Source organism: Noviherbaspirillum denitrificans, assembly GCF_002211445.1.
GTDB lineage: Bacteria > Pseudomonadota > Gammaproteobacteria > Burkholderiales > Burkholderiaceae_D > Noviherbaspirillum > Noviherbaspirillum denitrificans.
In genome coordinates this window covers 1042667-1058025 of sequence record NZ_LSTO01000001.1, presented here as the reverse complement: position 1 = coordinate 1058025, position 15359 = coordinate 1042667, and the positions used below count along the sequence as shown (strand labels likewise).

The following is a 15359-nucleotide window of genomic DNA, read 5'->3' as shown; positions in this document are numbered from 1 at the left end:
GAACATGAATGTCGATACGCTCGCTGCCCGCTACATGGCAGTGCGAAAACACACGCTGGAACTGGCCGGCCCGCTGTCCGAGGAAGACTGCTGCGTGCAGTCCATGCCGGATGCCAGTCCGATCAAGTGGCACATGGCGCATACCACCTGGTTCTTTGAAACCTTCATCCTGGAAACCCATGAACCCGGCTTCAGGCCGTTCCATCCGTTGTTCCGCGTCCTGTTCAACTCGTATTACAACGGCGTAGGCGACAAGCATCCCCGGCCGCAGCGCGGCATGCTGACACGTCCGCCGCTGCGCGAGATTGTGGCGTACCGCCACAATGTCGATGAGCGCATCGCTGCCTTGTTGTCGGAGCAGACGCTGACTGCCGAACTGCTCGCGCTGGTGGAAACAGGATTGCAGCACGAGCAGCAGCACCAGGAACTGATGCTCACCGACGTCAAGCACATGCTGTCGCTGAATCCCTTGTATCCCGCTTATTCGCACGCATCGTTCGGGCCGGCGCCCGTGGCTGCGCCGCCTTCGTGGGTAGAGCATGAAGCGGTGCTGGCATGCATCGGCCATGGCGGCGACGGCTTCTGCTTCGACAATGAGACGCCGCGCCATCGGCAGTTCATCGAGTCGTACGCGATTGCGTCGCGGCTGGTCAACAACCGGGAATACCTGCGTTTCGTGGAAGAGGGCGGCTACGCCAACCCGACGTGGTGGCTTTCCGAAGGATGGGAATGGGTGCAGGCAAACCGGCTCGGCCATCCCTTGTACTGGCGCAAGGATGGCGCGTCGTGGAAGGAATTCACGCTGTACGGACTGCATCCGCTGGATCCCAACCGGCCGCTGACGCATGTGTCGTATTTCGAAGCGGATGCCTATGCCCGCTGGGCCGGCGCGCGCCTGCCGTCGGAGGCGGAATGGGAGCATGCGGTGTCCAGCGCGTCCTCGTTCGGCACCCACGGGCTGCATCCCATATCTTCAGCGCGCGAGCAGGCGCATGGGCTGTGCGAACTGTTCGGTGCCTGCTGGCAGTGGACGCTGAGCAGCTACGCACCGTATCCCGGCTATCACCCGGCCAAAGGCGCGATCGGCGAGTACAACGGCAAGTTCATGTCCAACCAGTACGTGCTGCGAGGATCGTCCTGCGCCACGCCATCCGGACATGCACGCATGACGTACCGCAACTTTTTCCCCTCGGCGGCACGCTGGCAATTCACGGGAATACGTCTCGCCCGGTCCCTTTGAACCGTCCATTGCGTCGATAATGGTGGTATCCGCCGCCTGACACGATCCGGACAACATGAACTTTTCCTTTCGCACCGCCACGCCGCATGAACTTGCCGGCGCCCTCGAGGACGCGCGCGAAACCACGCTGAACCTCTTCGAATGCCATGCATCCGCCGGGCTTGATGTCGCCGCGCGGGTGCCGGTCCTTCCTTATGTCAATCCACCGCTGTGGGAGCTGGGGCATATCGCCTGGTTTGCCGAGTGGTACATCCTGCGCGAGGCTGCGTCGAGCGACGCCTCGTCGCCGCATCGCGGATCGCTGCTGACCAAGGGGGACGACTGGTTCGACCTGAACACAGTGCCGCACCGGACACGCTGGTCGCTCGGGTTGCCGAGTACGGGCGCCTTGAAGACCTATTGCCATGAAGTGCTGGACCGGGCCCTCGACAAATTGAGCCGGACCAAAAACGAACCGGACGCGCTCTATCCCTACAGGCTGGCACTCGCCTACGAGGACATGCGGGGTGAAGCCATGGCGCATGATTTGCAGACATTCGGCATCCCGGCACCCGCCGTGCTGGCCCAGAAGGATGTGCCCGCATGGGCGCAGGGCGAGATCCGTTTTCCCGGCGGGACGATTGAACTCGGCAGCAAGCCGGACAGCGGCTTCGTGTTCGATAACGAGAAATGGGCGCATGCCATGCACGTGCCTGCATTCGTAATGGATTCGACGCTTGTCAGCAATGCGCAGTTCGGCGAGTTCGTCGAGGACGGCGGTTACCAGAAGCCGCAGTTCTGGAGCAATGCAGGGCGTGCCTGGCTGATGACCGGGGACCGCTCGGCGCCGCGCGACTGGATACGCGGTGGCCGTCACTGGCGTGGTATCCGCTTCGGCGCGCAGGTCACGCTGACGCCGGACGAACCGGTGCGCCACGTAAGCCTATATGAAGCGCAGGCCTACTGCATGTGGGCGGGACGCAGGCTGCCGACGGAGGCCGAGTGGGAATATGCTGCACTCTCTGGACATGCCGCATTGCGCTGGGGCGATTTGTGGGAATGGACCTGTACGCCATTCGAGCCGTATCCCGGTTTCGCGCCGGATGCCTTCCGCGAGTATTCTGAGCCGGCCTTCATGAACCACCAGAGTGTGCGCGGCGCCTCGTTCGCCACGCGCCAGCGGCTGCGTTCGCCGAAGTTCCGCAACTTCTGCCTGCCCGGGCGCGACGACATGTTCATCGGTTTCCGCACCTGCGCGTTGTAAAAAAGCGGCCACCTAGGTGACCGCTTTTGACTTGAGCCGCGATCAGGCTGCTTTCATGGCCGTGCCTTCGAGTCCATCCTGCTGGGCGTTGTGACGGTTAATCGCGCGCAACACGGCAACAAAGGATGCCGTCACGATGTTCTCGTGAATGCCGACACCGAACAGTGAAGGGCCGTTGTTCACACGTAACTCGACATAGCAGGCGGCACGTGCACCGGCGCCGGAGCCAAGCGCGTGTTCCTGGTAGTCCATGATGACGACGTCGATTCCCAGTGCACGTGCAAACGCGTCGATCGGCCCGTTTCCACTTGCGCCGACATGCCAGGCAGCGCCGCCGCGATGCAGGTCCGCTTCCACTTTCGTTACGCCGGCGGCGTCATCCTCGCTCATGCGGTGAGACCGGTACGTATAGGGAGTATCGGCTTCCAGGTATTCATGCCGGAAGAGGCTGTAAATGTCCTCGGCGCTGACTTCCTTGCCGGTGCCGTCGGTTGCCTGCTGTACTGCGCGGCTGAATTCGATTTGCAGGCGTCGCGGCAGCTTCAATCCGTAGGCATTCTCGAGCAGATAGGCCATGCCGCCCTTGCCGGACTGGCTGTTGACGCGGATGACGGCGTCGTAATTGCGGCCCACGTCTGCGGGGTCGATCGGGAGATAGGGAACCTCCCAGATCGTATCCGGGCGCTGCTGGGCAAATCCTTTCTTGATGGCGTCCTGGTGCGAGCCGGAGAACGCCGTGTAGACCAGGTCGCCCGCGTAGGGATGGCGTGGATGGACCGGAATCTGGTTGCATTCTTCCACGCATTTGCGCACGGCATCGATATCCGAAAAGTCGAGTCCCGGATGCACGCCCTGCGTGTAGAGGTTCATGGCCAGTGTAACGAGGTCGACATTGCCGGTCCGCTCGCCGTTCCCGAACAGGCATCCCTCGACACGGTCGGCGCCAGCCATAAGCGCAAGTTCGGCCGATGCGACAGCGGTGCCGCGGTCGTTATGCGGGTGGACGCTGAGAATGATGGAATCGCGGCGCGACAGCTTGCGATGCATCCATTCGATCTGGTCCGCATAGACATTCGGCGTCGCGCATTCCACGGTCGAGGGAAGGTTGATGATCATTTTCCGCTGCGGCGTCGGTTGCCACATGGCCGAGACGGCATCGCACATGACCTTGGCAAAATCCAGCTCCGTCATGCTGAACGTCTCCGGCGAGTATTGGAAGACCCATTCCGTCTCCGGATATTGCTTCGTCAGTTCCTTGATGAGACGCGTGCCGCTCACTGCAATTTCGCGCACTTCCTCGCGCGACATGCCGAACACGATGCGACGAAAAGCCGGGGAAACCGCGTTGTAGAGATGAATGATCGCGCGCTTCGCACCGCGCACCGACTCGATAGTGCGGCGGATCAAGTCTTCGCGCGATTGCGTCAGGACGCCGATCGTGACGTCATCCGGAATGCGATCTTCCTCGATCAGCTTGCGCACGAAATCGAAATCGGTCTGGGACGCGGATGGAAACGCGACTTCGATTTCTTTCAATCCGATCCCGACCAGCATGTCGAAGAAGCGCAATTTGGATTCCGGACTCAGGGGTTCAATGAGCGACTGGTTGCCGTCGCGCAGATCAGTGCTCAACCAGACAGGCGGCTTGCTGATGACCTGGTCGGGCCAGCTGCGGCTTGTGAGTTGGACGGGGGGAAAGGGGCGATACTTCGCCGCAGGGTTCTGCAACACCATGGTTATCCTCTTTGACAGGTGGAAAACGGAAACTTCAGATGTGGCGGAATGGCTGCCTGACTGCCACTAGCGCGAGGCCAGGCAACCGGTCGGTAGCGGCAGTAGCGAAAGCGCACGGGCAAAGATCATCATGGCAATAAGCTTGCCCTTGATGACTGCGACCGGAATGCGCTTGAAATACATGGATTGACGGCTTTCGAGAAATCGATCGATGCATGCGGACGGCATGCAGTAACAACAAACAACAGGAGGGGGAAGGTATCAGCGCGCCAGGCGCAGCAGTGCCGTCGCCGATAGCAGGGCGGGCACTAGTAGCAGGGAGGGACGTTGTGCGAATGCGGTCAACATCTGGCTAATGTAGAAGAGCACACGCAGTGTTGTCAAGCAAGGCGCGGATCCGCATGCACTCCGCAAATGAAAAACGGCCACCGAAGTGGCCGTTTGATTCGAGCAGCGAGGATCAGCGATCGCCGTAGGAACGGCGTCCGCCGCCGTTGTCGCCAAAGTGCGAACCCTTGTTGTAGCCGCCTTCCTTGCGAGGAGCGCCCGGCTTGCTGAAGGAACGCTGGCCCGGCTTGCCGCCACGGCCGTCGCCCGGCTTCCAGCCGCCCGGTTTGCGCGCGGTGCGCGGCGCGGACGCGGTCTTCTTCGGCTCGTAGCCTTCGATGATGTCGACCGGGATCAACTGCTTGGTGAAGCGCTCGATGCGCTTGACGTTGATGTTCTCGGAATGGTTCACCAGCGAGATCGCCAGGCCATTGCGACCTGCACGGCCGGTACGGCCGATGCGGTGCACGTAGTCTTCCGGGAACTTCGGCAGGTCGTAGTTCACCACGTGGGTGATGCCCGGCACGTCGATGCCACGAGCGGCAACGTCGGTTGCCACCAGCACGCGCACATGACCGCGGCGCAGCGCGTCAAGCGTGCGGTTGCGCGCGCCCTGGTGCATGTCGCCATGCAGTGCGGCGGCAGCAAAACCGGCGATGTTCAGGCGGTCGGCGATGGTGTCGGCGTCACGCTTGGTGGCGGTGAACACCACAGCCTGATCGATCGACGAATCGCGCAGCAGGTGGTCGAGCAGGCGGTTCTTGTGCGACAGGTCGTCGACGAAGTGCACGCGCTGCTGGATGTTTTCGTGGCGGGTTGCGGCGCTGGCGATCTGGATCACCAGCGGGTCACGGGTGATGCGCTTGGCCATGCTGCCGACGACGCCGTCGAGGGTCGCGGAGAACAGCATGGTCTGGCGCGATTCCGGCGTGGCGGCGACGATCTTCTCGATGTCTTCGATGAAGCCCATGTCCAGCATGCGGTCGGCTTCGTCCAGCACCAGGATCTGCAGCTGCGAGAAGTCGATCTTGCCCGACTCCATGTGGTCGATCAGGCGGCCCGGGGTGGCGATCAGGATTTCCGGGTTCTTGGCCAGCAGTTGCATCTGCTTCGGATACGGCATGCCGCCGAGGATGGACACGGTGCGCACGCGGCGCAGGTAGGTGCCGTACTTGGTGGCGGCGGTGGTGACCTGCAGCGCGAGTTCGCGCGTCGGGGTCAGGACCAGCATTTTCGGCTGGGCCGGCTGGAAGCGGGGACGCTCGCCACGCGAGCGGGCGGACTGACGCTCCTGGTTCGGCGTCTTCTGGCCGGGCTGGAACGACTGTTCTGCGCCGGCAAGCTTGTTCAGCGCCGGCAGCATGAAGGCTGCGGTCTTGCCGGAACCGGTCTGCGAGGAAACGAGCAGGTCGCGGCCTTCGAGCGCCGCGGGGACTGCCTGCTCCTGGACAGGGGTCGGCTTACTGTAACCGGCTTCCGAAAGTGCTTTGACGATATTCGGATGCAGGCCAAGTGTTTCAAATGTCATTGTGTTTCTTTCTTAAATTACAACGCCGCGACCACGCTCAAGACGCGTTCACGGACGTATTGAAAAGGCAACGCCAACCAACGAAACAACTGAGAATTCTTCTGAGAAATTTCGGCACAAAGCTTTGCGCCGGGACGGTGTCCGATTTAACGAAACGACACCAAAAGGCGGAGGGCTTTATAGATAACTACTGGGTTTGCGATGCTGCGAAAGTGCATTCATTGTGCAATGCACAGCCGGGCATTATACATAGTATTCCGGCTTGCCGTTGGCTTATTTTGGAAGAGGGGCGGGATTGACCCGCCCCGTTCGCATTACTCTTCCGGCGCGTACATGACGTGCGAGAAGCCGCCGTCGACGTAGGTGATTTCGCTGGTGATGCCGGATGCGAGGTCCGACAGCATGAAGGCTGCGGTATTGCCGACATCTTCAATGGTGATGTTGCGGCGCAGCGGCGCATGTGCGGCGACGATGCCGAGCAGTTTGCCGAAGTCTTTGATGCCGCTGGCAGCCAAGGTCTTGATCGGGCCGGCGGAAATGCCGTTCACGCGAATACCCTTGGGGCCGAGCGATTCTGCCAGGTAACGCACGCTGGCTTCGAGCGATGCCTTGGCCAGGCCCATGGTGTTGTAGTTCGGCGTGGCGCGGGTCGAGCCCATGTAGGTCAGGGTCAGCAGCGAGGAGTTCGGGCGCAGCATCGGCAGGGCGGCCTTCGCCATTGCCGGGAAGCTGTACGACGAAATGTCATGTGCGATACGGAACGATTCGCGTGACAAACCATCTAGGAAATCTCCGGTAATTGCGTCGCGCGGAGCGAAACCGATCGAATGCACGAGGCCGTCGAGGTGGTCCCAGCTCTTGGCGAGGTCGGCAAACAGGTTGTTGATCTGCTCGTCGCTGGAGACATCGCATTCATAGATCAGTTCGCTGTCGAACTCCTTGGCGAACTCGGTGATGCGGTCCTTGAAGCGTTCGCCGACATAAGTGAAGGCCAGTTCCGCGCCTTCCCGCTTGCATGCCTGGGCGATGCCGTAGGCGATGGAACGGTTGGACAGGAGGCCGGTGATCAGAATTTTTTTGCCTTGCAGGAATGCCATGAACGACTCCAGAAAATTTGGTGCGTATTTTATCGCGTTACGGGTTCAGGCCGCCTTTTTGCGGTCAAGAATCGCCGGAAAAGCGCTTGATTAAGCGGTTTTCGGGCCCCGGATTTTCAAACTGGGCAAGATTGTAGGTTGGGTTGGAGCGGACGGCAACCTTTTAAGCGCTTGGTTAACCTCAACGGTGTTGGTTGTTTGTCATGCTAAAACGATCACGCATGCTTACCGAAGGGCAAGGACAACTTGGCGAATTGGTAATCCTGTTTTCTCCTTCGGTACAATAGGCCACCCTTAAGGCTAGGCTGCATCCTATATATACAGGCTATACAGGCGAATGCGAAAAACCCTCATCCCTTTCCTGCTCGCCGGCGCGCTGCTGCAAGTCGGCGACGCGCTTGCCGCTCATGCGTTCTCGCTGTACGACACGCCCAAGTATCCGGCGGGTTTCAAGCATTTCGACTATGTGAACCCGGACGCGCCACGCGGCGGCGAGCTGTACCTGGCCAATCCCGACCGCCGCACCAGCTTCGACAAGTTCAACCCGTTTTCGTTGAAGGGAGTCGCCGCGGCCGGCATTTCCAACCTGATGTTCGAGACCTTGGCGACCGGCTCCTCAGACGAGATTGCCACCATGTACGGCCTGCTGGCAGAAGACATGGAACTGTCGCCCGACCGCATGTCGATGACCTTCCGCCTCAATCCAAAGGCAAAGTTCAACAATGGCGACCCGGTGCTCGCAGCCGACGTGAAGCATTCCTTCGACACATTGGTGTCAAAGGGCGCGCCGCAGTTCAAGTCGATCTTCGCCGACGTCAAGCAATGCGTGGTGACCGGCGACCGGACGGTCCGCTTCGATTTCAAGGCGCTCAACCGGGAACTGCCGCTGATCGTCGGCGGGCTGCCTGTGTTCTCGCGCAAGTGGGGCGCCGGCACCAGCTTCGACAAGATCCAGCTCGAGCCGCCGATTGCGACCGGCCCCTACCTGATCGACCGCTACGACGTCGGCCGCGCCATCAGCTACAAGCGTGATCCCAACTACTGGGGCGACGACGTACCGTCGCGTCGCGGCATGTATAACTTCGGCCGCATCATCTACCGCTTCTACAAGGACGACGTCGCGCGGCTGGAAGCCTTCAAGGCGGGCGAGTTCGACGTGGTGGTCGAATACAGCGCCAAGAACTGGGCGCGCGCCTACATCGGGCCGAAGTTCAAGAGCGGCGAAATCATCAAGCGCGAGCTGAAACACTCCAACGGCGCCGGCATGCAGGGCTTCGTGATGAACCTGCGCCGGCCGCAGTTCCAGGATATCCGCGTGCGGAAGGCGCTCGGGCTGGCGCTCGACTATGAGTGGATGAACCGCCAGCTCTTTTACAACCAGTACACGCGCATCTATTCCTTCTTCAACAACAGCGAACTGGCCGCCAAAGGAACGCCGGGACCGGACGAGCTGAAGCTGCTGGAGCCGCTGCGGGACAAGCTCGACCCGGCCGTGTTCGGCGAAGCGCCAGTGCCGCCGCGCACTGATCCGCCGAATTCCCTGCGAGCCAACCTGTTGCAGGCGAAGGCACTGTTCAAGGAAGCCGGATGGGAATACAGCGATGGGGCCTTGCGCAACAGCAAGGGCGAGCCGTTCGCCTTCGAAATCCTGGATGACCAGTCAGCGCTGTCGCGCATCATCAGCGTCTATGTGCGCAACCTGCAGAAGCTCGGCGTCGCCGTCAACCAGCGCACCGCGGATTACGCGCTGGTGCAAAAGCGCATGGAAGAGTTCGACTTCGACATGACCAGCATCCGTTTCCCCGATACGACCAGTCCGGGAAACGAGATGTTCGACATGTTCGGCTCCAAGGCAGCGGACGAGAAGGGCTCGAACAACGCCTGGGGCCTGAAGGATCCCGCGGTCGACAAGCTGGTGCCCAACCTGGTCTCGGCCGAGTCGCGCAAGGAATTGGTGGCCGCGGCACGTGCCCTCGACCGCGTACTGCTGCACAAGTACATTGTGGTGCCGCACTGGTATTCCTCGACGCATCGAGTCGCTTACCGCAACCGCTTCGGCATCCCGGAAAAGATGCCGCTGTACTACGCGGCTGACCCTTACGTGATTTCAACCTGGTGGCAGCAGAAGGAGCGCTGATGAATATCTGGTCCTACATTGGCAAGCGCATCCTGTTGATGATCCCGACACTGGTCGGCGTCATCGCGATCACTTTCGCCGTCATCCAGTTCGTTCCCGGCGGCCCGGTCGAACAGGCGCTGATGGAACTGAAAAAAGGGCAGGTGGCCGGCGGCGAAGCAACTGGGGGCGGCGGTGCCGAATACCGTGGAAGGCAAGGCGTCGATGCCGAACGGGTGAAGGAAATCCAGGCGCTCTACGGTTTCGACAAGCCGCCGATGGAACGTTTCTGGCAAATGCTCAAGGGCTTTGCGACCTTCGATCTCGGGCAGAGCTTTTATCACCACAAGGATGTCTGGGGACTGGTGAAGTCGAAGCTGCCGGTGTCGATCAGCATCGGATTGTGGACCTTCTTCCTGACCTATTTCATCTCGCTGCCGCTCGGGATCGCAAAGGCGGTGCGCGAAGGCAGCCGCTTTGATGTGGCGAGCAGTATCGCGGTGCTGATCGGCTATTCCATTCCCGGCTTCGTGCTTGGCGTGTTCCTGCTGGTGATGTTCGGCGGCGGCAGTTTCGTGCAATGGTTCCCGCTGCGCGGCCTGACGTCGGACAACTGGGAGCAGCTGTCGTGGTTCGGAAAGGTGCTGGATTACCTATGGCATATCACGCTGCCGATCACTGCGTCGGTCGCTGGATCATTCGCCGTGATGACCATGCTCACCAAGAACACCTTCCTCGAGGAGATCCGCAAGCAATACGTGCTGACCGCGCGCGCGAAGGGCCTGAGCGAGAAGACGGTGCTCTACAAGCACGTGTTCCGCAATGCGCTGATTCCGCTGGTGACCGGTTTCCCGGCCGCCTTCATCGGCGCCTTCTTCGCCGGCAGCCTGCTGATCGAAACGCTGTTCTCGCTCGACGGCCTCGGGTTGCTGTCGTATGAATCAGTGGTTCGCCGTGACTATCCGGTGGTCATGGGCACGCTGTACCTGTTTACGCTGATCGGCCTGGTGGTCAAGCTGCTGGGCGACCTGTGCTACGTGTGGGCGGATCCGCGCGTGCAGTTCGAAAGCCTGAACCGATGAAAACAACGACAACATCCATCTCGCCGGGACGGCGCATCTGGCTGCGCTTCAAGCAGAACCGCCGCGGCTACTGGAGCCTCATCATTTTTGGCGTGCTGTTCGGCATCAGCCTCGCGGCGGAAATCGTGTCCAACGACAAGCCGCTTGCCGTGCGATACAACGGGCACATCATGTTCCCGATCGTGCAGACGTATTCGGAGAAGGTGTTCGGCGGCGATTTCGATACGCCGGCCGATTACCTCGATCCCTTCATCCAGGACCAGTTCACGCGCGATGGTAACTGGGCAATCTATCCGATCAACCATTACCGTTACGACACGCTCAACTATTTCGCCAAGTCGCCCAATCCGGCACCGCCTTCGGCGGACAACTGGCTGGGCACGGACGACCGGGGACGCGACGTGTTTGCGCGCCTGCTGTACGGCTTCCGCGTGTCCGTGCTGTTCGGGCTGGCGTTGACGATTACCGGTGTGATTCTTGGTGTATTGACGGGGGCGATCCAGGGATACTTTGCGGGCAGGACCGACCTGTTCTTCCAACGCTTCATGGAAATCTGGGGATCGATGCCAGAGCTGTACCTGCTCATCATTTTCGCGTCCATTTTCGAGCCCGGCTTCGGCCTGCTGCTCATCCTGCTGTCGCTGTTTGGCTGGATGGGATTGTCGGATTATGTGCGTGCCGATTTCCTGCGGAACCGCAACCTGGAATACGTGCAGGCGGCGCGTGCACTCGGCTTGTCGAACCGCCAGATCATCTGGCGCCATGTGCTGCCCAACAGCCTGACGCCGGTGGTGACCTTCCTGCCGTTCCGCATGAGCGCGGCCATCCTTGCGCTGACCAGCCTCGACTTCCTCGGCCTTGGCGTGCCGCCGCCGACACCCAGTCTCGGCGAGTTGCTGGCGCAGGGCAAGAACAACCTCGATGCCTGGTGGATCGCTATGTCGACCTTCGTTGTGCTGACCATGATGCTGCTGCTCCTGACCAATATCGGCGATGCCCTGCGCAACGCACTCGACGTGCGGAGGAAGGCATGAGCCTGCTCGATGTGCAGAACCTGCGGGTCGGCTTCGGTCCGGCAACCGTCGTCAGCGATGTCAGTTTTTCCATCGCAGCGGGCGAGAAGTTTGCACTGGTCGGCGAGTCGGGCTCGGGCAAGACCGTCACCTCGCTTTCCATCCTGCGCCTGAACCACGACGCGCAGTACGGCGGCCGCATCCTGTTCGAAGGACAAGACCTCTTGCAGAAGCCGGAAGTGGCAATGCGGACGGTGCGCGGCAAGGATGTCGCAATGATCTTCCAGGAACCGATGACCGCGCTCAATCCGCTGTTCACCATCGGCAACCAGATCGCCGAAGTGCTGATGCTCCATGAAGGCATCAGCGCGAAGGCCGCCGCGCAGCGGACCATCGAACTGCTGGAGAAAACCGGCATCCCCGAGCCCCAGCGCCGCGCTCTGGCTTTCCCGCACCAGCTTTCCGGCGGCCAGCGCCAGCGCGCCATGATCGCCATGGCGCTCGCCTGCAAGCCCAAGCTGCTCATTGCCGACGAGCCGACCACCGCACTCGACGTGACCATCCAGGTCCAGATCCTTGAACTGCTAAACCAGTTGCAGCGCGAGGAAAACATGGCCGTGCTGATGATCACGCACGACCTCAATCTGGTTCGCCATTTCGCTGATCGTGTCGGCGTGATGGAGAAGGGCAGGCTGATCGAGACGGCGACAACGCACGACCTGTTTGCCAATCCGCGCGAGGCATACACGCGCAAGCTGCTCGCCAGCCACCCGCAGCGCGTCGTGGATTCGGTAGATGAAAACGCGCCGCCGCTGATGACTGGTGAGCGTGTGCGCTGCACTTTCTCGATCAAGCGCGGCTGGTTCAAGACGACGCCCTTTGTTGCGGTCGACGATGTCGACGTGCAGATCAAGCCGCACGAGACCCTGGGCATTGTAGGCGAATCCGGCTCAGGCAAATCTACCCTCGGCATGGCGCTGCTGCGCCTCTCGCCGGCAAGCGTGGAGGGGAAGATCGGTTTCCTGGGCCAGCCGATCAGCGACATGTCCAGCGCCACGTTGCGGCCGATGCGGGCGAAGATGCAGGTGGTGTTCCAGGACCCGTTTGCTTCCCTGTCGCCGCGCAGGACGATCGAGCAGATCGTCGGCGAAGGTCTTGAACTGCACCAGCCGCAACTGGGGCGCGAGGGGATTCGCAAGGAAGTCGCCAATGCCTTGTCCGAGGTCGGCCTGGCACCGGAGATGATGTCCCGCTATCCGCATGAATTTTCCGGCGGGCAGCGCCAGCGCATCGCGATCGCACGTGCACTTGTGCTCAAGCCGGAGCTGATCCTGCTCGACGAGCCGACGTCGTCACTCGACGTTTCGGTGCAGCAGCAGGTCTTGCTGCTGCTGGCGGAGCTGCAACGCAAGTATGGGATGGCCTATCTCTTCATCAGCCACGATCTCGCGGTCATCCGCGCGATGGCGCATCGCGTGATGGTGATGAAAGACGGGAAAGTGGTGGAGGCGGGAAAAACGGAGGAGGTGCTGTCGAATCCGTCGCAGGCTTACACCCAGCGGTTGCTCGCAGCGGCAACGTATTCAACCCTCAGCAAGACTTCGGTACGGCAGGCCGGCGTTGCGCCGGCCTGATTCCCGAATTAGCTTGAGCGCCTCTTGCCGGACTTGCTGCTGGAGGCGGTCGCCTTTGTCTTGCGTGACGGTGCAGGGGCGGCCTTGCGATGGGAAGGCGCGCTTTTCGCTACTTGCCGTGCGGGAGATGCCTTGCCTGCGGATGCCTTGTTCGGCACATTGAGCTCGAGGCGGGTACCGCTGGCAACCTTGTCCTGCTTCAGTTCGTTCCACGACTTGATCTGCGAGACGCTCACCTTGTAACGCTGGGCGATCGACGCGAGGCTGTCCTTCTTGCCGACCTTCACATAGATCTTGCGCGTTTCGGGCACGTCGGGCGCGGTCACCAGCCTGGCCGTTTCGACCAGTTCCGGCGCGATATCCTTTTCGGGGGCATTGTCGCTGCGCGGCACCAGCACCGTCGAACCCGCCGTCACCACCATCTTCGGTGGAATGTTGTTGGCCTCGCGGATGACTTCGGGCGTGGTGCCGAACTTCTTCGCGATGCTCGCAATGCTTTCTTTCGCGCTCGTGACCTTGTGCGCGGTCCAGGACGATAGCGCGCGTCCCCAGCGCGATAGGTTGGACTTGAATTTTTCCGCATTGCTTTGCGGAAGGAGGATTTGCGTCCCTGCGCCGGCCGGAATCACCGGACGGTTGAATTGCGGATTCAGCGCCTTGAACTCGTCGATTGACAACTCGGCAAGCTGGGCTGCGACCTTGACGTCGATGTCGCGCGTCTTGCCGATGGTGACGAAGTAGGGCTGGTTATCCACCTTGGGCAGCGTGATGCCATATTCGCCCGGCGCCGCAATAAGGTTCTTCACTGCCTGCAACTTCGGCACGTAGTTGCGGGTTTCCGTGGGCATGAACTGCGACAGGCCATTGAAGTCGGCCGGTACACCCGCCGCCCGCGCCTTGTTGATTGCGCGCTGCACCGAGCCTTCACCCCAGTTGTAGGCTGCCAGCGCCAATTGCCAGTCGCCGAACATGCCGTACAGCTTTTGCAGGTAGGTCAGGGCAGCGTCGGTCGAGGCGAGCACATTGCGGCGCTCGTCCTTGAACATGCTCTGGGTCAGGTTGTAGTCGCGTCCGGTTGACGGGATGAACTGCCACATCCCGGCGGCGTGCGCGCTGGAATAGGCCTGCGGATTGAATGCGGACTCGATGAAAGGCAGTAGTGCCAGCTCGGTCGGCATGTTGCGTTTTTCCAGCTCCTGCACCACGTGGAACAGGTAGCGCGAAGCGCGCGTCGTCGTGCGCTGGATATAGTCCGGACGGGCCGTGTACCAGTCGACATGGTTCGCCACCAGCGGATTATCCAGGTCAGGAATGGCAAAACCCTTGCGGATGCGCGCCCAGACGTCCACTTCCTCCATCGACAATACCTGCGCGAGCGGGTCGTTCGGGTCGTAAGGGCGCTCCAGCGCCGACACTTGGGACCAGTTGTAGAGGGGGAGGGAAAGATCTGCGGCCTGGGCCGCGAGGGGGGCTCCGAGGATGACTAACGCTGCAACTTGGAGGTTTCTTGTTTTCAGCGGCTGCATGGGGCCTCGCTTGCTGTTATTGGTGCCACGGCAATCGTCACGCCGGGTAAATCGAGTGAGTTTACGTAATGGTCTTTTCCTGCGTCAAGAATTATTGCTTTAATTGCAAAACGGGCAACGCCTTAACGGTAGGAATTCTTCCATTCGCGTAAGGCAGTAAAAACAGCAATTGGTTCCCGGGTGGAAATGATTCCACGGGACATGAGCCGGTCTGCTATATGGGGCTCACGGAACCTGAGAAACGGGTTGGTGGCCTTCTCCAGGCCTATTGTCGAAGGCACCGTCGGGATGCCTTGGTCGCGCTTGGACTGCTCGCTACGGATGCGCGTTGTCAATTGCATATTATCCGGCTCGACCTCGTTAGCAAAGCGCAAATTGGCCAAAGTATATTCGTGCGCGCAGAAGACTTGCGTTTGCTCAGGAAGCGTTGCAAGTTTGTCGAGCGAATTTGCCATCTGTTCGGGTGTGCCTTCAAACAACCGGCCGCAGCCGCCGGCAAACAGCGTGTCGCCGCAGAAAAGCCAGTTATTTTCCGCGCTGTAATAGGCAATGTGCCCGCGCGTATGGCCGGGAACGTCGATGATGCGGAGATCGAGCGAAAGCCCGGGGACACGAGCGATATCGCCTTCGCCTAACGCTTGCGACACTTGCGCGATACCATCCGAACGCGGGCCGAATACCGGCACACGATAGCGTTCCAGCAAGGCGGGTACGCCGCCGACATGGTCAGCGTGGTGATGTGTCAGTAGAATAGCGGCCAAGGCAAGGCCGTGTTCGGCGAGCGCCGCAAGGATCGGCGCCGCATCGCCGGGGTCGACA

General features: G+C 60.9%; 11 protein-coding genes. 6 read left to right on the top strand and 5 right to left on the bottom strand.

Going from position 1 to position 15359, the window contains the following annotated elements; genetic code table 11:
• Positions 1-4: 4 nt before the first annotated feature.
• Positions 5-1240 carry an ergothioneine biosynthesis protein EgtB gene (gene egtB, locus AYR66_RS05260; protein ID WP_088706652.1) on the top strand — a complete coding sequence of 412 codons (1236 nt, stop codon included), beginning with the start codon at positions 5-7 and terminating at the stop codon, positions 1238-1240.
• Between the two features lie 55 nt (positions 1241-1295).
• Complete coding sequence (senA, locus tag AYR66_RS05255) at positions 1296-2483, top strand: selenoneine synthase SenA (RefSeq protein ID WP_088706651.1); 1188 nt, start codon at positions 1296-1298, stop codon at positions 2481-2483.
• Between the two features lie 42 nt (positions 2484-2525).
• Here senA and leuA read toward each other — a convergent pair whose 3' ends face one another.
• The 3 genes from leuA to fabI form a co-directional block, all read right to left on the bottom strand.
• Positions 2526-4217 carry a 2-isopropylmalate synthase gene (gene leuA / locus AYR66_RS05250; protein ID WP_088706650.1) on the bottom strand — a complete coding sequence of 564 codons (1692 nt, stop codon included), beginning with the start codon at positions 4215-4217 and terminating at the stop codon, positions 2526-2528.
• Between the two features lie 460 nt (positions 4218-4677).
• Positions 4678-6072 (bottom strand): DEAD/DEAH box helicase, encoded by a 1395-nt coding sequence (locus AYR66_RS05245; RefSeq protein ID WP_088706649.1) that lies wholly within the window; start codon positions 6070-6072, stop codon positions 4678-4680.
• A 314-nt stretch (positions 6073-6386) separates the two neighbouring features.
• Positions 6387-7169 (bottom strand): enoyl-ACP reductase FabI, encoded by a 783-nt coding sequence (fabI, locus tag AYR66_RS05240; protein ID WP_088706648.1) that lies wholly within the window; start codon positions 7167-7169, stop codon positions 6387-6389.
• A 337-nt stretch (positions 7170-7506) separates the two neighbouring features.
• Between fabI and AYR66_RS05235 the strand changes: the two genes are divergently transcribed.
• From AYR66_RS05235 to AYR66_RS05220, 4 genes are read left to right on the top strand one after another with little or no spacing between them, the layout of a single operon-like run.
• Positions 7507-9306, top strand: coding sequence for an extracellular solute-binding protein (locus AYR66_RS05235; RefSeq protein ID WP_088706647.1), 1800 nt, complete (start codon positions 7507-7509; stop codon positions 9304-9306).
• A complete protein-coding gene (locus tag AYR66_RS05230) occupies positions 9306-10367 on the top strand; it encodes a microcin C ABC transporter permease YejB (protein ID WP_088706646.1) in 1062 nt (353 codons plus the stop codon). Before AYR66_RS05235 ends, AYR66_RS05230 begins: the two co-directional genes overlap by 1 nt.
• A complete protein-coding gene (locus tag AYR66_RS05225; protein ID WP_088706645.1) occupies positions 10364-11401 on the top strand; it encodes an ABC transporter permease in 1038 nt (345 codons plus the stop codon). The genes AYR66_RS05230 and AYR66_RS05225 overlap by 4 nt, the downstream gene beginning before the upstream one ends.
• Entirely contained in the window at positions 11398-13014 is a 1617-nt protein-coding gene (locus AYR66_RS05220) for an ABC transporter ATP-binding protein (RefSeq protein ID WP_088706644.1), read from the top strand. The genes AYR66_RS05225 and AYR66_RS05220 overlap by 4 nt, the downstream gene beginning before the upstream one ends.
• An 8-nt stretch (positions 13015-13022) precedes the next feature.
• On the opposite strand, the gene AYR66_RS05215 is transcribed toward AYR66_RS05220, so the two are convergent.
• Together AYR66_RS05215 and gloB are read right to left on the bottom strand one after the other, a co-directional pair.
• Positions 13023-14540, bottom strand: coding sequence for a transglycosylase SLT domain-containing protein (locus AYR66_RS05215; RefSeq protein ID WP_088706643.1), 1518 nt, complete (start codon positions 14538-14540; stop codon positions 13023-13025).
• Between the two features lie 122 nt (positions 14541-14662).
• The coding region (gloB, locus tag AYR66_RS05210; RefSeq protein WP_088709611.1) for a hydroxyacylglutathione hydrolase at positions 14663-15359 on the bottom strand (697 nt) is incomplete at its 5' end.